The sequence below is a fragment of the Phocoenobacter atlanticus subsp. cyclopteri genome (assembly GCF_018343795.1).
In the GTDB taxonomy this organism is placed as follows: Bacteria; Pseudomonadota; Gammaproteobacteria; order Enterobacterales; family Pasteurellaceae; genus Phocoenobacter; species Phocoenobacter atlanticus.
Map to the genome: position 1 here is coordinate 87,655 of NZ_CP074346.1, position 21,711 is coordinate 109,365.

Genomic DNA, 21,711 nt, shown 5'->3' on the forward strand with positions numbered 1-21,711 from the left:
ATGAAAAATGAAATTATAACACTTGCTCAAAATTTAATTCAGAGAGAGTCTATTAGCCCTGAAGATAAAGGCTGTCAAAAAGTGATTGCTGATATTTTAGCAAAAGAAGGCTTTAATATTGAGTGGCTTGAGTTTGGGGATACTTTAAATCTATGGGCAACTCACGGTGAAAGTAATGATAAAGAAACTTCACCTTGTATCGCTTTTGCAGGGCATACTGATGTTGTGCCAGTAGGCGATACGTCACAATGGCAATACCCTCCATTTAGTGCAGAGATTGTGGGTGATATGCTTTATGGACGTGGTGCGGCGGATATGAAAGGTTCACTTGCCGCAATGGTGATTGCAGTTCGTGACTTTGTAAGAAATAATCCAGATCATAAAGGTAAAGTGGCGTTGTTGATTACTTCTGATGAAGAAGCTGCTGCAAAAGATGGGACAGTTAAAGTGGTGGAAACATTAATGGCACGTAATGAAGCGGTTCATTATTGTGTGGTTGGTGAACCGTCGAGTAGTCAAAAGTTAGGTGATACGATTAAAAATGGGCGTCGAGGTTCTATCACTGCGGATCTTTATATTGAGGGCGTTCAAGGACACGTAGCTTATCCTCATTTAGCAGAAAATCCTGTGCATAAAGCAACATCAATGTTAGATGAGTTAGTGAATTATCAATGGGATAAGGGTAATGATTTTTTCCCTGCGACAAGTTTACAGATTGCTAATATTCACGCAGGGACAGGCAGTAATAATGTCATTCCTGCACAACTTTATGTGCAGTTTAATTTACGCTTTAGTACAGAAATCAATGCGGAAATAATTAAAAATACCGTCGAAGAGTTATTAGCAAAACATCAGTTGAAATATCGTATTGAGTGGAATTTATCAGGCAACCCATTTTTAACAGCAGAGGGTAAGTTGATTGATATAGCGGTACGATCAATTGAAAAATTTGCAAATATTACCCCTAAATTAGATACATCAGGGGGAACGTCAGATGGACGTTTTATTGCTCAAATGGGCGCGGAAATTATAGAATTTGGACCTTTGAATAAAACCATTCATAAAGTTGATGAGTGTGTGAGTTGTGAAGATCTTGCCAAATCAGGTTTGATCTATTTAGATATTTTAACGCAATTGTTAAAATAGTTTTTTTGAGTGATTATTGAGATGATTTTATGAATAGTATGCCAAATATTGGTTTTGTCAGTTTAGGTTGTCCTAAAAATTTAGTGGATTCAGAACGTATTTTAACGGAATTACGTACTGATGGTTATAACATTATTCCAAGTTATGAAAATGCAGATTTGGTTATTGTCAATACTTGTGGGTTTATTGATAGTGCAGTACAAGAGTCGTTAGAAACAATAGGGGAGGCCTTAGCCGAAAATGGGCGAGTGATTGTCACTGGTTGTTTAGGGGCAAAAGAGGATCGTATTCGTGAAGTTCATCCTAAAGTACTTGAAGTTACAGGTCCTCACAGCTATGAAGCAGTAATGCAACAAGTGTATAAATATGTACCAAAGCCTGAATATAATCCTTATGTAAACCTTGTTCCTGCACAAGGTGTTAAATTAACGCCAAAGCATTATGCTTATTTAAAAATTTCAGAAGGTTGCGATCATCATTGTACTTTCTGTATTATTCCTTCAATGCGAGGAAAATTAGAGAGCCGTTCTATCACACAGGTTTTAGATGAAGCGAAACGGCTACGAGATTCAGGGGTAAAAGAATTGTTAGTCGTGTCACAAGATACTTCTGCCTATTCTTTAGAACAAGGTAAAGAAAGTCAATCAAAAACGGTATTTTGGCAAGGTAAACCGATAAAAAATAATTTAATTAGCTTATGTGAAGAATTAGGTTCACTCGGTATTTGGGTGCGTTTGCATTATGTTTATCCTTATCCGCACGTCGATAATTTAATTCCATTAATGGCAGAAGGGAAAATCTTGCCCTATTTAGATATTCCATTACAACACGCAAGCCCTAAAATATTAAAAGCAATGAAACGCCCCGGTTCTATTAATCGTACTCTTGAACGTATTAAAAAATGGCGTGAAATTTGCCCTGAATTAACCTTGCGTTCTACTTTTATTGTCGGCTTTCAAGACGAAACAGAAGAGGATTTTCAACTACTATTAGATTTCTTAAAAGAAGCACAGTTAGACCGAGTGGGCTGTTTTAAATTTAGCCCTGTTGATGGTGCAACGGCAACAGATATGCCAAATCAAGTATCAGAAGAAGTGAAAGAAGAACGTTTTCATCGCTTTATGCAACTTCAACAACAAATTTCCGCACAACGTTTACAACAAAAAATAGGTAAAACATTAGCGGTGATTATTGATAAAATTGATGATGAAGGTATTATTGGTCGTTCAATGGCGGACGCTCCTGAAATTGATGGTTTAGTTTATGTAAACAATCCACAAAATACAGAAATACAAGTTGGTGAAGTGGTAAATGTAGTCATTACAGAGGCTGATGAGTATGATTTGTGGGGAATGTTAGTTTAGATTTTTTCTTAAAATCAATAATGATTATGTAGATGCTATTAAGAAAAGCAAGCATAAAAATTGTAAATTTTAAACTAGATCTAACCGCTATATTTTATTGATTTTTAATATAACTTATTGATGTATAAATATATTGTAGAGACAGGGCATGCCCTGTCTCTACGTGAGGAATTAAATTTGTCAATTCTCGATTTTTTTAGATATCTAGCTTTTGCCACAATACTCCCTTTTGAGGAACACAGCTTATTTTGATTGGTTGATTTTGATAGACAAATTCTAATTGATAAGCGTGTAGGTAAACACGATCAGTATTTCCCCCACCATAAAGTTTATCCCCCAAAATTGGGCTACCTAAACTTTTCATTGCAACACGTAATTGATGGGTTTTTCCCGTTTTTGGCTGAAGAATAAAGTGACGTAGGTTAGGTTCAATTGAGTGAGAGTGAAATTGTGTAATTGCAGGATTTTGTTTACTATGACACAGCTTCCACGCTCCATTACGAGAACGCTCCATATCCCCCACAATTTTCCCCTGTTTCTTTCTCGGTTTGTTGGTGGCTAATGCCCAATACGTTTTTTGAATTTGATGATTTGCAAAAAGTTGCGAGAATGTGACCGCTACCTCACGCTTTAATGCCAAAATCAACAAGCCAGACGTTACTTTATCTAAACGATGTACCAACCACACTTGTTTTATGCCTAACTGTTGAGCAAGTTGTGTGGTTAATCCTGTTTCTTCATTATCTTTATGAACACTAATGCCCGCAGGTTTATTGATAACAACAAAGTCGTTATTTTGGTAGCAGATTGTAAATTTTTGATACATTTTATTTGATAGATAGAAAATAGAAGAGCCATTGTAACAAAAAATATGAATATGCTCTAATTAAGCAAGCGGTAGGATGTTGATCAAAATTTGCAAATTTTAATTACTATCTTACCGCTTAAATATTGCGTAATAAAATAGTTGCTTGTTATTTTATTACTTGAAATTTATTAAAAATCCCCCATCTATTCTTTGTGATAGTTTGAAGTTTATTCAACATCAAACTTAGAATTTAATCCTTAATATTTAGAGGGGAAAGCAAATGAATATTGAAAAATTTACCAGTAAATTCCAAGAAGCGATTGGCGAGGCTCAGTCGTTAGCTATTGGAAAAGATCATAATTATATTGAACCAACACATTTACTGATTACGTTATTAAAACAATCAGAAGGCAGTGTAGCTCCGCTGTTCACCAGTTTACAAGTTGATGTGGTGGCGTTGCAAAATCAATTAAATACGCTGATTAACAAATTGCCACAGGTTCAAGGGGCAAACACCCAACCAAGCCAGCCATTTATTCGTTTATTAACCTTATGCGAAAAACTGGCGACAGAGATGGGCGATAGCTATATTTCATCGGAAGTCTTTGTGTTAGCTGCCTTAGAAGATCGTGGCGAGTTAGGGCAATTATTGAAACAGCTCGGTTTAAATAAAGCGAAAGTACAAAATGCGATTCAACAAATTAGAGGGGGCGAGAAAGTGAATAACCCAAACGCAGAAGAAACACGTCAAGCACTAGATAAATATACCATTGATTTAACCGAGCGAGCCAAAGCGGGCAAGCTTGATCCTGTGATTGGACGAGATGAAGAAATCCGCCGAGCGATTCAAGTGTTGCAACGTCGTACTAAAAATAATCCTGTGTTAATTGGCGAACCGGGTGTGGGTAAAACGGCGATTGTGGAAGGCTTAGCACAACGTATTGTGAATAATGAAATACCAGAAGGATTACGTAATAAACGTGTGCTTTCATTGGATATGGGGGCATTGATTGCAGGGGCAAAATATCGTGGTGAATTTGAAGAACGCTTAAAAGCAGTGTTAAAAGAGCTTGCCAAAGAAGAAGGGCAGGTAATTTTATTTATTGATGAAATTCACACAATGGTTGGTGCAGGTAAAAGTGACGGTGCAATGGACGCAGGAAATTTATTAAAACCGTCGTTAGCACGTGGCGAATTGCACTGCTTGGGAGCGACAACTTTAGATGAATATCGTCAATATATTGAAAAAGATGCAGCGTTGGAACGTCGTTTTCAAAAGGTGTTTATTGATGAGCCAACGGTGGAAGACACCATTGCGATTTTGCGTGGCTTGAAAGAGCGTTATGAAATTCATCATCACGTTAAAATTACCGATCCTGCGATTGTAGCGGCAGCAACCCTGTCATATCGTTATGTTTCCGATCGTCAGTTGCCAGATAAAGCGATTGATTTAATTGATGAGGCAGCGTCAAGCGTGCGAATGGAAATTGATTCTAAACCTGAGCCGTTGGATCGTTTGGATCGCCGTATTATTCAGCTTAAATTGGAACAGCAAGCGTTACAAAAAGAAGATGACGAGGCAAGCCGTCAGCGTTTAGCAAAATTAGAGCAAGAAATGACAGCTAAGGAACGTGAATATGCCGAACTTGAAGAAGTATGGAAAGCGGAAAAATCAAGTCTTTTAGGCACGCAACACTTAAAAGAGGAATTAGAAAATAGCCGTATTTTGATGGAACAAGCTAAGCGTGAAAGCAACTATGAGAAAATGTCAGAGTTGCAATATGGCGTGATTCCAGCCTTAGAAAAACAGCTCAAAGAGGCGGAAGAGCGTGAAGAGCAAGGCACGGAAAATCACTTATTACGCACCAAAGTGACCGAAGAAGAAATTGCCGAAGTGCTTTCTCGTGCAACGGGTATTCCAGTGGCAAAAATGATGGAAGGCGAGAAAGAAAAATTGCTCAAAATGGAACAAGAATTGCACAAGCGTGTGATTGGGCAAAATGAAGCGGTGGAATCGGTGGCAAATGCGATCCGCCGTAGCCGAGCAGGATTATCTGATCCAAATCGCCCGATTGGTTCATTCTTATTTTTAGGTCCAACAGGGGTAGGAAAAACCGAGCTTTGCAAAACCTTGGCGAATTTCTTATTTGATGATGAAAATGCAATGGTTCGCATTGATATGTCAGAATTTATGGAAAAACACAGCGTTTCTCGTTTGGTCGGTGCACCTCCAGGTTATGTGGGCTATGAAGAAGGGGGCTACTTAACGGAGGCGGTACGTCGTCGTCCTTACTCTGTGATTTTGCTTGATGAAGTAGAAAAAGCACATAGTGATGTGTTTAATATTTTATTACAAGTGCTTGATGATGGGCGTTTAACAGACGGACAAGGTCGTACTGTTGATTTTCGTAATACGGTGGTGATTATGACGTCAAACTTAGGTTCAGATTTAATTCAAGGACATACGGAAGCGAACTATGAAGAAATGCGAACAATGGTAATGAGTGTTGTTGGGCAACATTTTAGACCTGAATTTATCAACCGAATTGATGAGACTGTCGTTTTCCATTCATTGGGCGAAGAAAATATCAAAGCGATTGCAAAAATTCAGTTACAACGCTTAATTAACCGAATGGCAAGTAATGGTTATCAAATTGAAGTGAGTGATAATGCCCTTACACATATTGCAAAAGCGGGCTTTGACCCACTCTTTGGTGCAAGACCGTTGAAACGTGCGATTCAGCAAGAATTTGAAAATCCACTTGCTCAACAGATTTTAAGTGGACGATTATTGCCGAATAATTTAATTACACTTGATGTAGTTGAAGGGCGAATTATTGTTTCTCAAGGATAAAGAAGAATAAAGAAAGATAAGTGATAATTTTATGGTAGCTATCTAAATTTTTAGTTGATAGATAGCTACTTGTTTTTAATTTATAAATTTAGTATATTTACTAACTGGATACGGTTTTCTAAAACCACTTCTTTTCCTCAAAAAATATACTTGTCACATTTATATCACTTAATGTTCATTTTAAGTGGGTTTTTATTTATAAGGATTTTTTATGAATAGTATCTTTCTATTACTCACAGGCTTAGGCTGTATGGCATTGGGCTTCTTTGTGTATTCAAAATTTATCGCTGAAAAAATTTTTAAACTCAGTGATGATTTCAAAACGCCTGCTCACGAATTTAAAGATGGTATCGATTACGTACCAACCAATAAATATGTGCTTTGGGGACATCATTTTACGTCAGTTGCAGGAGCTGCTCCAATCATTGGTCCAGCGATTGCTGTAATTTGGGGTTGGGTACCTGCTTTTATTTGGGTTGTATTTGGTACGATCTTTATGGCAGGTGTACACGATATGTCTGCGATTTGGGCATCAGTGCGTAATCGTGGTCAATCAATGGGCTTTATCGTAGGTAAAGTCATTGGAGGTCGTGCAAGAGCATTGTTGATGGTAGTAATTTTCCTATTATTACTAATGGTAAATACGGCTTTTGGTACTGTAATTGCTCGAATGATGGTCAAAACTCCTTCTTCGGTATTACCAGTTTGGGGTGCTTTAGTTGTCGCATTTATCATTGGACAAGCGATTTATCGTTTTAAATTATCACTACCAATTGTGTCAATTGTAGGTGTTATTGCATTATATACGTTAATTTGGTTAGGCCCACAATGTCCGATTGCATTACCAACAGAAATGATGGGAATGAGCAGCACTGGTTGGTGGATTTTAATTCTTTTTGCTTATGCAGCAGTGGCATCATTACTTCCTGTATGGATGTTGTTACAACCTCGTGATTATATCAATGGTTTACAATTATTTATTGGGTTAGGTATTTTATACGTTTCAATTATGCTATTTGCCCCAGATGTGGTGGCACCAGCATTTAATGAAAATATGCCAAACGGTACCCCACCGATTATGCCATTATTATTCGTAACCATTGCCTGTGGAGCGATTTCAGGTTTCCACGGTTTAGTTTCATCAGGTACAACGTCAAAACAAATTAACAACGAAAAAGATATTCGTTTTGTGGGGTACTTTGGTGCTATGGGCGAAGGAATGCTTTCTCTTGGTGCAATCATTGCTGCAACAGCAGGTTTTGCAACCTTAGCTGATTGGGAAGCTGTTTATACTGCATTTGGTAAAGGTTCGATCGGTGCATTTATTAATGGTGGTGGTGAAATCATCAATCAAGGTGTCGGAATCAGTAAAGAAATTTCAGTCACAATGTTAACGGTAATGGCGGCATTATTCGCTGGAACAACAATGGATACAGGTGTGCGTTTACAACGTTATATCGTACAAGAATTTGGTGAAATCTATAACTTACCAATCTTGAAAAATGGTACTGTAGCAACATTATCAGCGGTAGGTATCTGTATCGGATTAGTATTCGGAACGGGTGGCGATGATGGTGCAGGTGGTTTAACAATCTGGCCTTTATTCGGTACAACGAACCAGTTAATGGCAGGTTTAACTTTATTAATTGTATCTGTGATGTTATTACGTAGAGGTATTAAGAGCTGGTACACTTTATTACCAATGGCATTTCTTCTATGTATGACAGTAATGGCATTATTAATCCAATTACAAGCTTTCTATGTTAAAGAGCAGTGGTTATTATTAGTGTTAGATATTGTTATTTTAATCGCATCTATTATGGTATCTTTTGAGTGCGTATCTGTGCTTAGAAAAGAATGGCCATCAAAAGATAAACAAGCTGAATAATGTGATGACACATAACTGTAAAACAGCCTTGCAAGAGTTCTTGCAAGGCTTAAATGAGTTTTATCACGCCCCTTATCGTCAAACACTTGCGAGAGCAAATCGTGATGAGGCGGATTTGTTTATGTTAATGCTTTTTGCTGAAAGTCTTGGCGTACCTAATCCTGTTGCATTTTATACCCTTGAATTACAACCCATTTTCTTAGAAGCCTTTCACGAATGGCATACTCGTATGGGAATTGAAAAATCGCCCTTAGAGCATTTTGGTTGCTGTTAATTAGCGGTTGTTAATAAGAGATAAATTGAGGTATAAAATGAAGTTAGTTAATAGCTTATTAGATAAAAAAGTCATTTTTGTTGGTGGTAAAGGTGGTGTAGGTAAAACCACTTCATCAGCAGCGTTGGCGGTGCATTTTGCGGGTCTTGGGCGTAAAACTCTGATTATTTCAACTGATCCTGCTCACAGCTTAGGGGATGCTTTGGCGATTGAGCTTAGCCACAAAGCAACCAGAATTAACGATAATTTGGATGCGATTGAGCTTAATTCTCATACCGTTATTCATAAGCATTTTGAACAGGTAGAAAATACCCTACGAGCTTATACCAACCCTGATATGATGCCTAAATTACGAGAGTTTTTAAAACTTTCTCATCACGCACCAGGTGCAGAAGAAGCGGCAATGTTGGAAGCCATTTGTCAGCATTTAGTTGATGCACAAGCGGATTATCAACACATCATTTTTGATACCGCACCAACAGGGCATACTTTGCGTTTGTTAAGTTTACCTGAAATGATGCAAGCGTGGACAGATGGATTACTCGCTCAGCAAAAACATCAAACTAAATTACGAGAAGCGTCACAAAATTTAGATAAGCAACGTAGCTTTAATCCTTTTGTAAAAGAAAATAATCGTTGGTCTGAGGCTGTGAGTGTATTAGAAAAACGCCGTCAGTTATTCTCACAAGCAAGGGATATTTTGCACAATCAAGAGAAAACCGCCATTGTGTTAGTATTGATTGCAGAAACCTTGCCGATCGCAGAAACCAAACGAGCGTTGAAGCAACTACACGCCAGTCATTTACCTTGCAAAGGTTTAATTGTAAATCAAATTTTAAGCGAGCAACAACCTAATGAATTTTGGCAAAAACGAAGTCAAAGACAGCGTGAAATAATGACACAACTTGATGATTTAATGGAACAATACCAAGAGTTACAAGCTTTATTTGTGCCTCTTAAACAAAATGATATTCAAGGAGTAGTTGCTCTATCTGAATTTTGGGAAGGTGCATTCTAGAATGGAGTATGATAAATTTCAGATATTAAGAGCTTAATTCTTAGTATTTTTTTGTGACATAATTTTTGTCTAGTATGCCTAAAGATAAATAATAAGGCTAAATAAATATTTATTATTTAGCCTTATTGTGCAACATCACTCTTGTACTTCCTTCATTACAAATATTATTCACTTTGTGCAATTAAAGTGACTATTTCTTGGGTTACTCTACTTGAGGCTTGTAGTGATTTTACTGGTAAATATTCATAAATTGAATGGAAATTATGTGCTCCTGTAAAAATATTAGGGCAAGGAATACCCTTAGCCGAGATTATCGCTCCATCATAACCTCCTCTCATAGGTATAATTTTTTCTTGAATGTTCAAGTTTTTAAAAGCTTGCTTAACGTAGGTAATAGCAGGAGCATCTTCATCGTTTAAATAATTATAAACATTCTTATATCTATCCGTTAAGGTGATATCAATTCTATTTCCCCATACTTTATTTAAACTATCCACTAAATCTTGTAAAAATTGCATTCTTTGTACGTATTTTTTATCATCAAACTCCCTTATATCAAGTTTTAAAATAGTTTTTGCACTATTTCCAGAAAGCTCTTTTACCCAAAAATATCCCTCTTTATTTTCAGTATATTCAGGTGCTTCTCCACTTGGTAAAAGTGAAATAAATTTATGTGCCATTAAAAGAGAGTTTATAAGTTTACCTTTTGCATTCATTGGATGAGCTGAGACTCCATTGAAAGTAACAACACAGTCTCCAGCATTCCAATTTTCATAAATAAACTCTCCTATACCACAACAATCCAAACAATAGCCTAAATCGGTATTTACTTTGCTTATATCTAATGCTTTTGCTCCTCTTAATCCCTGCTCTTCATCAGGTACAAAACAAGCAACAATTTCCCCATGTTTTATGTCAGGATGTTCAACAAAATATTCCAGCATATTCATTATGCTTGCAATCGCTGCCTTATCATCAGCACCAAGTAAACTTGTCCCATCTGTCACGATAATATCGTCACCTTGGTAATTATGAAGCTCAGGGAAATCACTTTGTTTTAAATAAATGTTAAGCTCCTTATTTAAGCAAATATCCTCGCCATCATATTTAACAATTTTTGCTTTGGTATCATTTTGTTGTTCTGCACTAGTATCAAGGTGTGCAAAAAATGCAACACTAGGCACTTGTTTATCCATATTTGAGGGTAATCTTGCGATCAAAATGGCTCTATCATCTAGGTTTATATCTGTTATACCCAGTTCTTCCAATTCAGCTTTAATAAACTTTGCTAATTCAAGCTCTGTGGGATTAGATGGCATAATACCTTTTACACCATTTTCCCTATTTGTTGTGGTATTAATCTTCGTATAATTCAAAAAGCGTTCTACAATCTTCATAATATTTCTCCTATAAAATGATAAAGGCAATTACACAAATAGAAATAAGCATACCTAATCCTGTTCTTTTCGCTATTTGAATTGGATTTGCTCCAGCAATACCTGCACAAACGATACAAGCACCTGCTATTGGAGAAGCAGTTCTTCCTAATGCTCCAGCTATTGCAACAGCCATTCCTAATGTTGCCTGATCAAAACCAAGCTCAGTCGCTTTAACAGTAACTGCTTGATTAAAAGCAAAAGCTGCCGCATCACCAGATCCTGTTACCATTCCCATTAAAAATGGGACAAAGGTGCCTCCAAATTTAACATACTCCTGTTCGCTTTTTAGTACTTCAATAACGGCATCAATTGCACCACAAGATTTTAAACCAACAACAAAAACACCTGCTGCAATAATAATACCTATTACATTAGCATAGGCTTTTCCCATTCCGTTAAAAAATTCTTTGGTGATATGCTGTGGATTTGTCAAAGTAACAAAAATAGTTAAAATTGCACCGAGTATCATCGCTTCTGCAACTCCCATATTTGTCCAAGCTAAAAACGGGAGTTCTTTTAAACTTGTCGCTCCCACTATTAAAATAAAAAGAGGAACTAAAGGCATAACAGCATATAGATAATTCACTGGTTCTCCATTTTCAGCATCATCTTGCTGACTGTCTATCAAATTCGGTTCTAACATAAAATTCTTACCTTTTTGATAATCTTTTAGCAAATATGCCACAACACTGATAGCAAAAAGGGTTACTACTAATGCGACTAAAGCACTTGGTAATTGTACTTTTATTACCTCTTGTACTGTAAACTCAGGATTTGTTTTTTTCACTAAATCTGTGATGTAGTTGTTATGCGCCGATCCTGGACTTAAAACACCACCAAATGTGCCAGCAAACACAGCGGCTGCAGCCATATCTGCTCTCACTCCTGAAGCCATTAGTAATGGAATTAAGGTTGCCCCTACAGCAGCAGAACAACCTGATGCGGAAGGTATCGCAATATTTATAAAATAAGTAACTAATACGGTTAGCGGTATTAATAAAAAACCGATATTTCTAAGTGGGTTAGTCAGTAATTTAACCAAATGTTTATCGCATTTAGTATATTTCATCACAAATGCAAATCCCATACTTGCACAAATGGCTTTAATTAGTCCTGCTTTTGTCATATAACTAGTGAAAGCACCAAGTGCCAACATTGGTTTTAATGACAATACACAAAGAATTAATCCAACTCCAATTAGTACTGTTTTAGTTTCAAATTTTTTAATTAATAAAACAACTACTGCAATAACTCCCAATGCAGCAACAATAAGTTTTAATGTTTCCATAAAACCACCTCCAATTTTAATTTAGAATCTCACTAATTTTATAACCTAAATTCCATTTTGTGATATGGAATTTAATCTATAAACAGATCTTAGAAAAATATCAGTTCCAGCTAAAAGGGATTTTTCATCAAAGTCAAATTTAGCATTATGATGCCCTGCTGCTAACTTAGTTCCTATCATCAAATAAGCACTTTTCCCCCCTTGATTTTGTACACCTTGCATAAAATGAGCAAAGTCTTCACAAGCACCAAAATCTAAGTTTTTGATGATTTTGTTATTATCTATAAAAGGAGAATTTTGTGCTGCTTCAAAATAAATATTCGTTATTTCTTCATCACTATCTCCTCCAGCAGTTCCCCCTGTTTTAATAATTTCATAATCAACGCCATAAGCTAAACTTACGCCTTTTACAATTTTTTCACATTGCTCAAACATAAATTGGTCTAGGGCTGTTGTCTCTCCCCTAGTTTCACAAGCTAAATACCCATTAGGGGCAATAACATTCCTGCCCTCCCCTGCTTTTAAAATGCCAACATTAATTCTGGTTACACCATCACTGTGTCTTGTAATAGCGTGCATATTTAAAGTAATTTGAGCTGCTGCTAATAACGCATTTGAACCATCTTGAGGTGCACCCGCTGCATGGGCAGACTTTCCTTTTAAAATGACATCAAATTTACTGGTTGCTAGAAATTTATTTGTACCACAAATTAAACCACCAAGTTCTTTAGCTTGGAATCCCATATGCCCACCAAGTAAATAATCAACATCATCTAAAATGCCAGCCGCTTCCATTCCAATTGCACCTCTCGTACCTTCCTCTGCACTTTGAAAAATAAACTTAAATTTTCCATTAAAATCATCTAAGTTTTGTATTATTAATTTTGCCAATGCCAATGCCAATCCAATTGTGATATGTCCATCATGCCCACAAGCATGAGTGATGCCAGCAATATCTGAATTAAAACCTTCTTTAAACGGTCGATGACTTTCTTCTTTGCTCTCTGTAACATCAACGCCATCTATATCAAATCGAAAAGCTAAAACTTTTCCTTCTCTTTTGGTATCTATTTCTGCCACAAGACCTGTTAAACCATCTTCCATAATATCTAAAAACTTTTCTTGATCTTTATTTAAAAGCTGTTTTGCTCTTAAAATAGCAAATTGACACTCTTCTTTAGAACCTAAACCTAACCTTTGTTCAGGAACTACAACTTCTCTACCCATTTTGATATTAAAACCCAATTTCTCCATTTCATTGGCTATTACAGCGGTTGTAAAGAAAGTGAACCAACCTGTTTCAGGATGAGAATGAAAAAACCTTCTGTTTTTGATCATCTCTTTTTCGAGGGATTGAACTTGAATTGCGATCTTGTCCATTATAATTCTCCTTTAGTATTAAGTAGTTATGTAGATATTATACTTTTTAGTATCTAAAGAATTGTAAATTTTATTTATCATTAAATGTATAAAAAATCAACATATAAATAATAAATAAAATTGATTCTAATCAAATAATAAATAAATAAAAAAACATTTGAATGAAACATTATTGATATATATGGGTTTTGCAATAATTTATAATAAAGTAACCGCTTGATATTATTAAAAAATAACAAGCGGTTAGTTTTTTGTTGTTTTTTACAAATGGGTTTGATTTGTACCCATTTCTTTTTTTAAAAGGATTTGAGGCAGGATTATATAAGAGAAGAAATTGTAAGATAACTCCTTTATTTAATAGTCATAATTATGGTTTTATCAGGGCAAAACCATACTTTAATTAGGGCAAGATAGTGCTTAAAACCTAATAAAAATCGATAAATTATATTAAGTTTTTAAAATCTGGAAGTGTTGCAATCTGCCACACCTCCACAAATCTATTTCTTCAAATATTTTCTAAAATACAGTACATAAGCCATTAATATTAATAAGATCAATCCACAGACAATTGAAAGAGGAGATGCTCCCATACTATGTTCTTGAATCATTTGATTTTTTAGACCTATATGAAAGAAATTGGCTAAATAATCAGTAATCCAACCGAAAACAAAACTTATCAAAATCAAACAGCTTAAATAAATAACTAATATTTTTTTACCTAATTCTTGTTTAACAATGGCTAAGGTAGCAACATTCGTTGCGGGACCTGCAAGTAAAAAGACTAAAATTGCACCTGGTGAAACTCCTGCAAAGAGTAGTCCCACTGCTAAAGGTGTACTAGAGGTTGCACAAATATACATTGGCACACCCATTAATGCCATAATCAAATAAGCATAAGAACTTGCTCCCCAAGTTTCTAAAAATTCAGAAGGTATCCAAGTAATAATAGCTGCAGAAATAATTAATCCTATTAATAACCACATTGCAGTATCATTAACCAAGTCAATTAAACTAAATTGAAACCAACGGTACACTTTTTTAGAAAAAGAGAGGGCGTCTTGAGGTTCTTGTTTAGAAGAACAACAACTTTTCTTTGGTTGCTCCACTTGTTGAGAAGCACAACAATGTGTTTTAGGTTCTTCTTTAGTGCTACAACATTGTTTATTATGATGAGAATGCTTAAGGGGATGAGACTCCGTTTCTTTACTATCAATCTCTTTTTTTTCAAAAAACATAACGGTTAAGCCTGTTATAATTGCCGTTGTCACTGCAGCAATTGGACGAATTACCGCCATAAAAGGACCTAATAACGCATAAGTAACGGCAATAGAATCTACACCAGTTTCAGGGCTAGCAATCAAAAATGAAGTTGTTGCCGCTTTAGAGGCACCAGAGCGACGAATACCTAATGCAACAGGAATAACACTACAGGAGCAGAGAGGAATAGGTGCACCAATTAATGCGCCTTTAACAACCGAAATCACATTTTTCCCTCCTAAATGTTTATGTAGAAAATTAGGTGGAAGTGCAAATTTTATCAGTCCAGACATTAGAAATCCAAACAAAAGCCAAGGAGCTGATTCAAATAAAAGCATAAAGAAATTTTGAATAAAAAGAGTTAGGTTATTCATAGTTGTATCCTTAATAAGGTGTTGTGTGAGAACACTCATTTGTATGAGCTATCATATTATCTAGCAATTGTGCAACGTGATGATCTGCTAATGAGTAAAAAATATATTTTTCTTCTCGTCTTTTTTTGACGAGATTGGATTCAAATAAAATCTTTAGTCGTGCAGAAATTGTGCCAATCTTAGAGTTTTCTAATTCTGCTAACTCATTTACGCAGCATTCTTTTTGTTGTAAATGCAGTAATAGTTGAAGACGAGCAGGGTCACCTAAGGCATTAAACATTTTAGCTGCTTGCTCTAGTGATATTGAATTTAAAAGAGAAGATGGCATAGTTTTATTCACTTTTAACCTCATTGTTTTAAATAATCTATCATTCTTATAAATGATAGAATGTTAATTAAATAAAGTCAATAATAATATTTTCTAGTGAGGGGAAATTGACATAAGTTCCTTAAACTGAATAAGCTTAAGGAACTTGCAAAAATAACTAAAAGATTAATGATTAAGGTTTTTAACTAATTGAATAACTTCATTAATTTGGGCTCCAGAGAGTTTTCCATCGAATACAAATTGAACCTTGCCATTTTTATCTAGAACTGCCACAAAATTATCTTTTGGTTTTAAATCCCAAGCTTTCTTAACCGCACCATTTTGATCTAACACTACCTGACTATGTGCATTTTTTAGTTTACCTTTTTTTGCTTTACTTTTTACGAATACACCAGTACCAAAGGTTGAATCATCAACGTTAATGATAGTTGTAGTTTGATAAGTTGAACGGTTAAAGTGAGCGTTACGAATTGCTTCAATTAATGCACTGTTTTTCTCTTTAGCATCACTTCTACCAGCAAAATGATTGACAACCCTTACTTTCCCCGCTAAAGAGCGAGAGTTCCACTCTTGATAAATAATCTCATTATTTTTTTTGATAAGTTCACCATCTTCAACTACTGTAACATTTGGTAATGCTTGATTTAATTGAATATTGTGAGCCATTGTGAGTGGTGAAAAGAGAGCGAGCAAAACAAATAATTTTTTCATTTTTTAACCTTTTACTATTGAATTATGAAATTAAGTGCCTATTTTAACATTAATAAGGTGTGATAGGGAGAGAGGTTTTACCTCTTGGTAGATTTTTCTCGTCTAAATGTCAATTTTGTGATATTTTAGCACCGTATTTTTTATTTAATTTTTTAAGGAGTTTTATATGGGCACTCAAGGTGGCACAATGCAAATTATTTTAATGTTAGTCGTTTTTGGTGGGATTTTCTATTTTATGGTTTATCGTCCACAAGCTAAACGTCAAAAAGAACAAAAAGCACTTTTAGATAGTCTTTCAAAAGGCGATGAAGTGTTAATTAGTGGTGGTTTGATGGGCAAAATTACTAAAGTTGCTGATGAAAATATCGTTATGGCATTAAATGAGACAACTGAAGTAACGATTCGTCGTGATTTCGTTGTGGCAACTTTACCTAAGGGTTCAGTTAAATCACTTTAATTTTTTTAATTTTAATACAGGATTAAATTGTGTTAAATCGTTTTCCTTTATGGAAGAACCTGATGGTTATCTTTATGGTCGCCATTGGTGCATTATATGCACTTCCAAATTTATATGGTGAAGATCCGTCAGTACAAATTTCTGGTACTAGAGGACAAACCGCAACTACCGAAACACTTGCTAAAGTACAAAGTGTTTTATCTTCAATGAAAATCAATCCAAAAGGCATTAATCTTGAAAAAGGGGCAATTTTAGTTCGTCTTGAAAAAGAAAATGAACAGCTTCCAGTAAAAGAAAAAATTGCTGATGTGTTAGGGAATGATTATTCAGTTGCATTAAACTTAGCCCCTGCAACACCAAGTTGGTTGGCAGATATTGGTGGAAAGCCAATGCGAAGAGGGTTAGATTTATTAGGTGGTGTTCGCTTCTTAATGGAAGTGGATATGAACACCAGCTTAGCAAAACAACAAGAAATGTTGCAAGACAGTTTGCGTACCGAGTTGCGTAAAGAAAAATTAAAATATAAAGCGGTCAGAAAGCTAGAAGATTTTGCAACAGAGATTGTCTTTGTGGATTCCGATACCGCAGATAAAGCATTCCGCTTTATTCGTGATTATCATAATAACTTAGATTTAACCTATACTTCTTCTAATGTGTTGTTATTAAAACCATCAGCAGCAGGGTTAGCAGATTCTCGTAGTGCAGCAATTGAACAAAACTTATCAATTTTGCGTAAACGTGTTGAAGAATTAGGGGTGTCAGAGCCAACAATTCAGCGACAAGGTGCAGATCGTATTGTGGTTGAATTACCAGGGGTTCAAGATACTGCTCGAGCAAAAGAAATTTTAGGTGCAACAGCAACGTTAGAATTTCGTTTAGTGAATACAGAAGCCAATCAAGCCTTAGTTTCTCAAGGAATTATTCCTGCCAATTCTGAGCTGAAAATGGATAAAAATAATCGTCCAGTACTACTTTATCGTAAAGCTGAAGTGGGAGGGGAGCATATTATTGATGCTACGGCTGGAAAAGATGACAGAGGGTTACCACAAGTTAGTATCAAACTAGATAGTGAAGGTGGTAATTTAATGGCAGAAACCACTAAACGAGCATTAAAAAAACCAATGGCAACCCTTTACCGTGAATACAAAGATTCAGGGAAAAAAGATGCGAATGGTAAAGTCATTTTGGATAAGCACGAAGAAGTCATTAATGTAGCAACCATTCAAGGACGTTTTGGTAGTCAATTCCAAATTACAGGGATTGACTCTTCAGCAGAAGCTCAAAACTTAGCCGTATTATTACGTTCAGGGGCATTAATTGCACCAATTGTGATCGTGCAAGAGCGTACTATTGGTGCATCTTTGGGGGCTGATAATGTGGCACAAGGTATGAATGCTGCGTTACTTGGTTTAGCATTAACCATCTTTTTCTGCTTAGTGTATTATAAAATATTTGGTTTATTTGCAACCACAGCCTTGTTAGCAAATATGGTATTAACGATTGGTTTAATGTCATTAATTGGTGCAACTTTAACAATGCCAGGTATTGCAGGGATTGTGCTTTCTGTTGGTATGTCCGTTGATGCTAATGTATTGATTTATGAGCGTATTAAAGAAGAAATTCGTAATGGTCGTTCAATTCAACACGCAATCCACGAAGGCTATAGTGGGGCATTTTCCAGTATTTTTGACTCAAACTTAACCACTATTTTAACGGCTATTATTCTTTATGCAGTAGGAACGGGTCCAATTAAAGGTTTTGCAATCACGCTTTCGTTAGGGGTGATGATCTCAATGTTTACTGCAATTATTGGAACTCGTATGCTAGTTAACTGGCGATATGGTGGTAAACGAGTGAGTAAATTGTGGATTTAAGGAAGAATAAAATGGCAAGAAAAGAACAAAATGTAGCAGAGATTAAGCTTCCTTATAAGCTAATCCCATTTATGAAATACCGAATGACGGGTTATCTTTTCTCTTTGGTTGTAATTGCTTTTAGCTTATTTTTTATTGTGACTAAAGGCTTAAATTGGGGATTAGATTTTACAGGCGGTACGGTGATTGAAACCACTTTTTCACAATCGGCAGATTTAGGAAAAGTACGTTCAGAGTTAGATAAAAATGGTTATGGTAGTGCAATAGTACAAACTTTAGGTGGTACAAAAGATTTAATGATCCGTCTACCTGCTGCGGAAGCAGACAGCAAAGTAAGTACTAATGTCATTAATGTTATTCATCAACATATTGATCCAAAAGCACAAATTAAAAGTGCTGAGTTTGTCGGACCAAATGTGGGTAAAGAATTAACAGAAAGTGCTATTTACGGAACATTAGCAACATTAGCAATGTTATTGCTTTATGTTGGATTACGCTTTGAATGGCGTTTAGCAGTAGGGGCAATTGCAGCACTATTCCACGATGTTATTGTCACAATTGGCTTTTTCTCATTACTACAAATTGAGATTGATTTAACCTTTGTGGCGGCGATCTTATCCGTTGTGGGTTACTCACTGAATGATAGTATCGTGGTATTCGACCGTGTACGTGAAAATTTCCGTAAAGTACGTCGTTCAAATACCATTGAAATTGTTGATATTTCATTAAGCCAAACGCTATCTCGTACCTTGATGACCTCATTAACAACCTTAGTTGTGGTATTAGCACTATTTTGGCTAGGTGGTTCAACCTTACATAGCTTCTCATTAGCATTATTAATCGGTATCGCATTTGGTACCTATTCCTCAATCTACATTGCAATTGGCATTGCATTAAGATTAGGTTTAACTCGTGATCATATGATCCCTCCTGTTGTTGAAAAAGAAGGTGCGGAGCAAGAAGCCTTTATTAATTATTAAGGTTTAATGATCAATGTGTAATTAAGGCAGATTAATTCTGCCTTTCTTTTATTATCAACATTGTTATTAAAGTTTATTCAAATTGGAAAATATTATGCTAGCGATTATTTCTCCTGCAAAAACATTAGATTACAAAACACAACCTCCTAATTTTGCAAAAACTCAACCACAACTGACCGCTTATAGCCAACAGCTAATTGATATTTGTAAACAGCTTTCTCCTCAAGATTTTGCGAGTTTAATGAAAATCAGTGATAAATTAGCCACTTTAAATGCAGTGCGATTTGCAGAATGGCAGTTGGAACATAATGATAAAAATGCCAAACAAGCACTATTTGCCTTTAAAGGGGATGTTTATACAGGACTTGATGCAACGAGTTTAACCACAACTGAAATTGAATTTGCTCAATCCCATTTAGCCATTTTATCAGGGTTATATGGTTTGCTTAAACCACTAGATTTAATGCAACCTTATCGTCTTGAAATGGGAACAAAATTAACTAACCCAAAAGGTAAAAATTTATATGATTTTTGGGGCAGTGTGATTACACAACAATTACAGAAAACCCTTGATAAACAAGGGGATAATGTTCTGGTTAATCTTGCTTCTGACGAATATTTTAATTCAGTAAAAACCAAAGAGTTAAAAGCAACAATAATCAAACCGATCTTTTTAGATGAAAAAAAGGGAAAATTCAAAACCATTAGTTTTTATGCCAAAAAAGCACGTGGAATGATGGTGCGTTATATTTTGAAAAATCAATTAACGGAAGTTGAAAAATTAAAAGAATTTAATTTAGGCGGCTATTGGTTTGATAAAGGCAGCTCAACGGAAACGGAATGGGTCTTTAAACGTACTGAAATTGAAGCCCTTGCTTATAAAGAAATGAAAGGGTAGTAGAATGCAAAAATTAAAATTCCTTATTTTTGCAAATTTTTGTTTATATCTTACCGCTTGTGTAAGTTATAGCTCTCAGCAACCACAGAAATTATCTTTTAATATTCCTCAAAGTATAAAATTTGATGGACAAGAATATATAAAATCAAATCATAGCCGATTAGAAGGTATGGAGCATATTGTGTATTTACCTCACAATAAAAAGATAAATACTAAGAATTGGCAACAGGCTATTTTTATATTTTTAGATAATATTGTAGAAGTGAGACCAGCAATTTCTTTAGAAGAGCGTATTCATATACGTCAAAATGTTTATAAGTCACAGCATAAAATATTAGCAGATTTAATCATCAACAATGCAGAATTACAAAGTAAAATTATTTCTCCTCCCACAGAAAGAGAGCATAATATTTTATTAGAAGTTTCTCGAGGACGTAATTCACAATGTGGATTTGGTGAAATACAATATGCAATTAAGCGGTTAGATTTTGCAAAAAATTTACCAAATGTGACCGCTTATAAAAAAGAGATAATTAAACTTGCAGATCGATTTAAACAATTAGATTGGCAAATTTTGTGTAAATAAAGATATTAAGCAGGATTATTAATATCAACAAATTCAACAATCAAATTATATTCTTTTGCTAGCCATTCCCCCACTGCTTTTATGCCATCTCTCTCTGTGGCGTGATGTCCTGCTGCAAAGTAGTAAATACCTTGTTCACAGGCAGAATGGTAAGTTCTCTCTGATATTTCACCTGAAATAAAAGCGTCTAATCTTTTTTGAGCAGCAAGATCAATATAATCCTGCCCACCACCAGTACAAATCCCAATAGTTTTAATTAATTTTTGAGGATATTCAGCAGTGAAGTCACCACATAGGGTTGGTTTTCGATTTAATATTTTCTCAAGTTTATCCGCTAATTCATTGGCTGAAATGGGTGTATCTAATTCACCATAAACAGGAATAGAGTAGGGAGTATCTTCTAATCCGTGTAGCTGTGTAATCCCTAATTTTTGTGCAAGCTGTGTATTGTTGCCCAGTTCAGGGTGAATATCAACAGGTAAGTGGTAACCATATAAGTTAATATCATTGATAAGTAATTGCTTTATGCGTTTGCCTTTCATTCCTCGAATGCAAGGTTCTTCATTTTTCCAAAAGTAGCCGTGATGAACCAATATAGCGTCTGCATTGCGTTTTATGGCTTCTTCAATTAAAGGTAAGGTCGCAGTTACCCCTGTAATAATTTTAGTAATATTAGATTTTCCTTCAACTTGTAAACCGTTAGGGGCATAGTCTTTAATTGCTTGGCTATTTAATTTTATGTTTAAAATATGTTCTAATTCTAAATTATTTAACATTACTTTTTTCC

The 21,711-nt window shown here is 35.4% G+C and carries 19 protein-coding genes; 11 read left to right on the top strand and 8 right to left on the bottom strand.

The annotated features are described in order from the left end of the window. Both dapE and rimO read left to right on the top strand, forming a co-directional pair. The gene (gene dapE / locus KGI96_RS00445; RefSeq protein WP_211597685.1) at nt 1-1,146 is read left to right on the top strand and encodes a succinyl-diaminopimelate desuccinylase; all 1,146 of its coding nucleotides are present in this window, start codon (nt 1-3) and stop codon (nt 1,144-1,146) included. A gap of 29 nt (nt 1,147-1,175) precedes the next feature. After that, a complete protein-coding gene (rimO, locus tag KGI96_RS00450; RefSeq protein ID WP_211597686.1) occupies nt 1,176-2,510 on the top strand; it encodes a 30S ribosomal protein S12 methylthiotransferase RimO in 1,335 nt (444 codons plus the stop codon). A gap of 196 nt (nt 2,511-2,706) precedes the next feature. Here rimO and KGI96_RS00455 read toward each other — a convergent pair whose 3' ends face one another. Continuing rightward, on the bottom strand, nt 2,707-3,336 hold the full coding sequence (locus tag KGI96_RS00455; RefSeq protein ID WP_211597687.1) for a TIGR01621 family pseudouridine synthase: 630 nt from the start codon (nt 3,334-3,336) through the stop codon (nt 2,707-2,709). 262 nt (nt 3,337-3,598) lie between these two features. On the opposite strand from KGI96_RS00455, the gene clpB reads away from it, so the two are divergent. The 4 genes from clpB (at nt 3,599) to KGI96_RS00475 (ending at nt 9,352) form a co-directional block, all read left to right on the top strand. Continuing rightward, the gene (gene clpB / locus KGI96_RS00460; protein ID WP_211597688.1) at nt 3,599-6,172 is read left to right on the top strand and encodes an ATP-dependent chaperone ClpB; all 2,574 of its coding nucleotides are present in this window, start codon (nt 3,599-3,601) and stop codon (nt 6,170-6,172) included. A 211-nt stretch (nt 6,173-6,383) separates the two neighbouring features. Continuing rightward, nucleotides 6,384-8,060, top strand: coding sequence for a carbon starvation CstA family protein (locus KGI96_RS00465; RefSeq protein ID WP_211597689.1), 1,677 nt, complete (start codon nt 6,384-6,386; stop codon nt 8,058-8,060). 4 nt (nt 8,061-8,064) lie between these two features. Beyond that, the gene (locus KGI96_RS00470; protein ID WP_090920113.1) at nt 8,065-8,334 is read left to right on the top strand and encodes a cory-CC-star protein; all 270 of its coding nucleotides are present in this window, start codon (nt 8,065-8,067) and stop codon (nt 8,332-8,334) included. Nucleotides 8,335-8,371: 37 nt separating this feature from the next. After that, a complete protein-coding gene (locus tag KGI96_RS00475; RefSeq protein ID WP_211597690.1) occupies nt 8,372-9,352 on the top strand; it encodes an ArsA family ATPase in 981 nt (326 codons plus the stop codon). A gap of 164 nt (nt 9,353-9,516) precedes the next feature. Here KGI96_RS00475 and pepT read toward each other — a convergent pair whose 3' ends face one another. The 6 genes from pepT to KGI96_RS00505 form a co-directional block, all read right to left on the bottom strand. Further along, nucleotides 9,517-10,749, bottom strand: a complete 1,233-nt coding sequence (gene pepT / locus KGI96_RS00480; RefSeq protein WP_211597691.1) for a peptidase T — start codon at nt 10,747-10,749, stop codon at nt 9,517-9,519. A 10-nt stretch (nt 10,750-10,759) separates the two neighbouring features. Beyond that, nucleotides 10,760-12,079 carry a C4-dicarboxylate transporter DcuC gene (gene dcuC / locus KGI96_RS00485; protein ID WP_211597692.1) on the bottom strand — a complete coding sequence of 440 codons (1,320 nt, stop codon included), beginning with the start codon at nt 12,077-12,079 and terminating at the stop codon, nt 10,760-10,762. Nucleotides 12,080-12,124: 45 nt separating this feature from the next. Continuing rightward, nucleotides 12,125-13,459 carry an amidohydrolase gene (locus KGI96_RS00490; protein WP_211597693.1) on the bottom strand — a complete coding sequence of 445 codons (1,335 nt, stop codon included), beginning with the start codon at nt 13,457-13,459 and terminating at the stop codon, nt 12,125-12,127. A 497-nt stretch (nt 13,460-13,956) separates the two neighbouring features. Next, nucleotides 13,957-15,090, bottom strand: coding sequence for an SO_0444 family Cu/Zn efflux transporter (locus KGI96_RS00495; protein ID WP_211597694.1), 1,134 nt, complete (start codon nt 15,088-15,090; stop codon nt 13,957-13,959). A gap of 10 nt (nt 15,091-15,100) precedes the next feature. Further along, nucleotides 15,101-15,430 (bottom strand): ArsR/SmtB family transcription factor, encoded by a 330-nt coding sequence (locus tag KGI96_RS00500; RefSeq protein WP_211597695.1) that lies wholly within the window; start codon nt 15,428-15,430, stop codon nt 15,101-15,103. 153 nt (nt 15,431-15,583) lie between these two features. Next, nucleotides 15,584-16,129, bottom strand: coding sequence for a YtfJ family protein (locus KGI96_RS00505; RefSeq protein ID WP_211597696.1), 546 nt, complete (start codon nt 16,127-16,129; stop codon nt 15,584-15,586). Between the two features lie 166 nt (nt 16,130-16,295). On the opposite strand from KGI96_RS00505, the gene yajC reads away from it, so the two are divergent. The 5 genes from yajC (at nt 16,296) to KGI96_RS00530 (ending at nt 20,924) form a co-directional block, all read left to right on the top strand. Continuing rightward, nucleotides 16,296-16,586: a preprotein translocase subunit YajC gene (gene yajC / locus KGI96_RS00510; protein ID WP_211597697.1), complete on the top strand. Its 291-nt coding sequence runs from the start codon at nt 16,296-16,298 to the stop codon at nt 16,584-16,586. Between the two features lie 29 nt (nt 16,587-16,615). Further along, nucleotides 16,616-18,460 (top strand): protein translocase subunit SecD, encoded by a 1,845-nt coding sequence (gene secD / locus KGI96_RS00515; RefSeq protein ID WP_211597698.1) that lies wholly within the window; start codon nt 16,616-16,618, stop codon nt 18,458-18,460. A gap of 11 nt (nt 18,461-18,471) precedes the next feature. Continuing rightward, entirely contained in the window at nt 18,472-19,440 is a 969-nt protein-coding gene (gene secF / locus KGI96_RS00520; protein WP_211597699.1) for a protein translocase subunit SecF, read from the top strand. Between the two features lie 94 nt (nt 19,441-19,534). Then, a complete protein-coding gene (gene yaaA / locus KGI96_RS00525; RefSeq protein WP_213156503.1) occupies nt 19,535-20,338 on the top strand; it encodes a peroxide stress protein YaaA in 804 nt (267 codons plus the stop codon). A 4-nt stretch (nt 20,339-20,342) separates the two neighbouring features. Beyond that, complete coding sequence (locus KGI96_RS00530) at nt 20,343-20,924, top strand: HI_0983 family protein (RefSeq protein WP_211597701.1); 582 nt, start codon at nt 20,343-20,345, stop codon at nt 20,922-20,924. A gap of 5 nt (nt 20,925-20,929) precedes the next feature. On the opposite strand, the gene KGI96_RS00535 is transcribed toward KGI96_RS00530, so the two are convergent. Then, nucleotides 20,930-21,700 (bottom strand): Nif3-like dinuclear metal center hexameric protein, encoded by a 771-nt coding sequence (locus KGI96_RS00535; protein ID WP_211597702.1) that lies wholly within the window; start codon nt 21,698-21,700, stop codon nt 20,930-20,932. Nucleotides 21,701-21,711: the final 11 nt, after the last annotated feature.

Bases quoted from the DNA above. Each gene is read 5' to 3' on its own strand.
- KGI96_RS00465 (WP_211597689.1), top strand. From the start codon at position 6,384: ATGAATAGTATCTTTCTATTACTCACAGGCTTAGGCTGTATGGCATTG.
- KGI96_RS00470 (WP_090920113.1), top strand. From the start codon at position 8,065: ATGACACATAACTGTAAAACAGCCTTGCAAGAGTTCTTGCAAGGCTTA.
- KGI96_RS00495 (WP_211597694.1), bottom strand. From the start codon at position 15,090: ATGAATAACCTAACTCTTTTTATTCAAAATTTCTTTATGCTTTTATTT.
- yajC (WP_211597697.1), top strand. From the start codon at position 16,296: ATGGGCACTCAAGGTGGCACAATGCAAATTATTTTAATGTTAGTCGTT.
- dcuC (WP_211597692.1), bottom strand. From the start codon at position 12,079: ATGGAAACATTAAAACTTATTGTTGCTGCATTGGGAGTTATTGCAGTA.
- KGI96_RS00490 (WP_211597693.1), bottom strand. From the start codon at position 13,459: ATGGACAAGATCGCAATTCAAGTTCAATCCCTCGAAAAAGAGATGATC.
- dapE (WP_211597685.1), top strand. From the start codon at position 1: ATGAAAAATGAAATTATAACACTTGCTCAAAATTTAATTCAGAGAGAG.
- clpB (WP_211597688.1), top strand. From the start codon at position 3,599: ATGAATATTGAAAAATTTACCAGTAAATTCCAAGAAGCGATTGGCGAG.
- secF (WP_211597699.1), top strand. From the start codon at position 18,472: ATGGCAAGAAAAGAACAAAATGTAGCAGAGATTAAGCTTCCTTATAAG.
- pepT (WP_211597691.1), bottom strand. From the start codon at position 10,749: ATGAAGATTGTAGAACGCTTTTTGAATTATACGAAGATTAATACCACA.
- KGI96_RS00455 (WP_211597687.1), bottom strand. From the start codon at position 3,336: ATGTATCAAAAATTTACAATCTGCTACCAAAATAACGACTTTGTTGTT.
- yaaA (WP_213156503.1), top strand. From the start codon at position 19,535: ATGCTAGCGATTATTTCTCCTGCAAAAACATTAGATTACAAAACACAA.
- KGI96_RS00530 (WP_211597701.1), top strand. From the start codon at position 20,343: ATGCAAAAATTAAAATTCCTTATTTTTGCAAATTTTTGTTTATATCTT.
- rimO (WP_211597686.1), top strand. From the start codon at position 1,176: ATGAATAGTATGCCAAATATTGGTTTTGTCAGTTTAGGTTGTCCTAAA.
- KGI96_RS00475 (WP_211597690.1), top strand. From the start codon at position 8,372: ATGAAGTTAGTTAATAGCTTATTAGATAAAAAAGTCATTTTTGTTGGT.
- KGI96_RS00505 (WP_211597696.1), bottom strand. From the start codon at position 16,129: ATGAAAAAATTATTTGTTTTGCTCGCTCTCTTTTCACCACTCACAATG.
- KGI96_RS00535 (WP_211597702.1), bottom strand. From the start codon at position 21,700: ATGTTAAATAATTTAGAATTAGAACATATTTTAAACATAAAATTAAAT.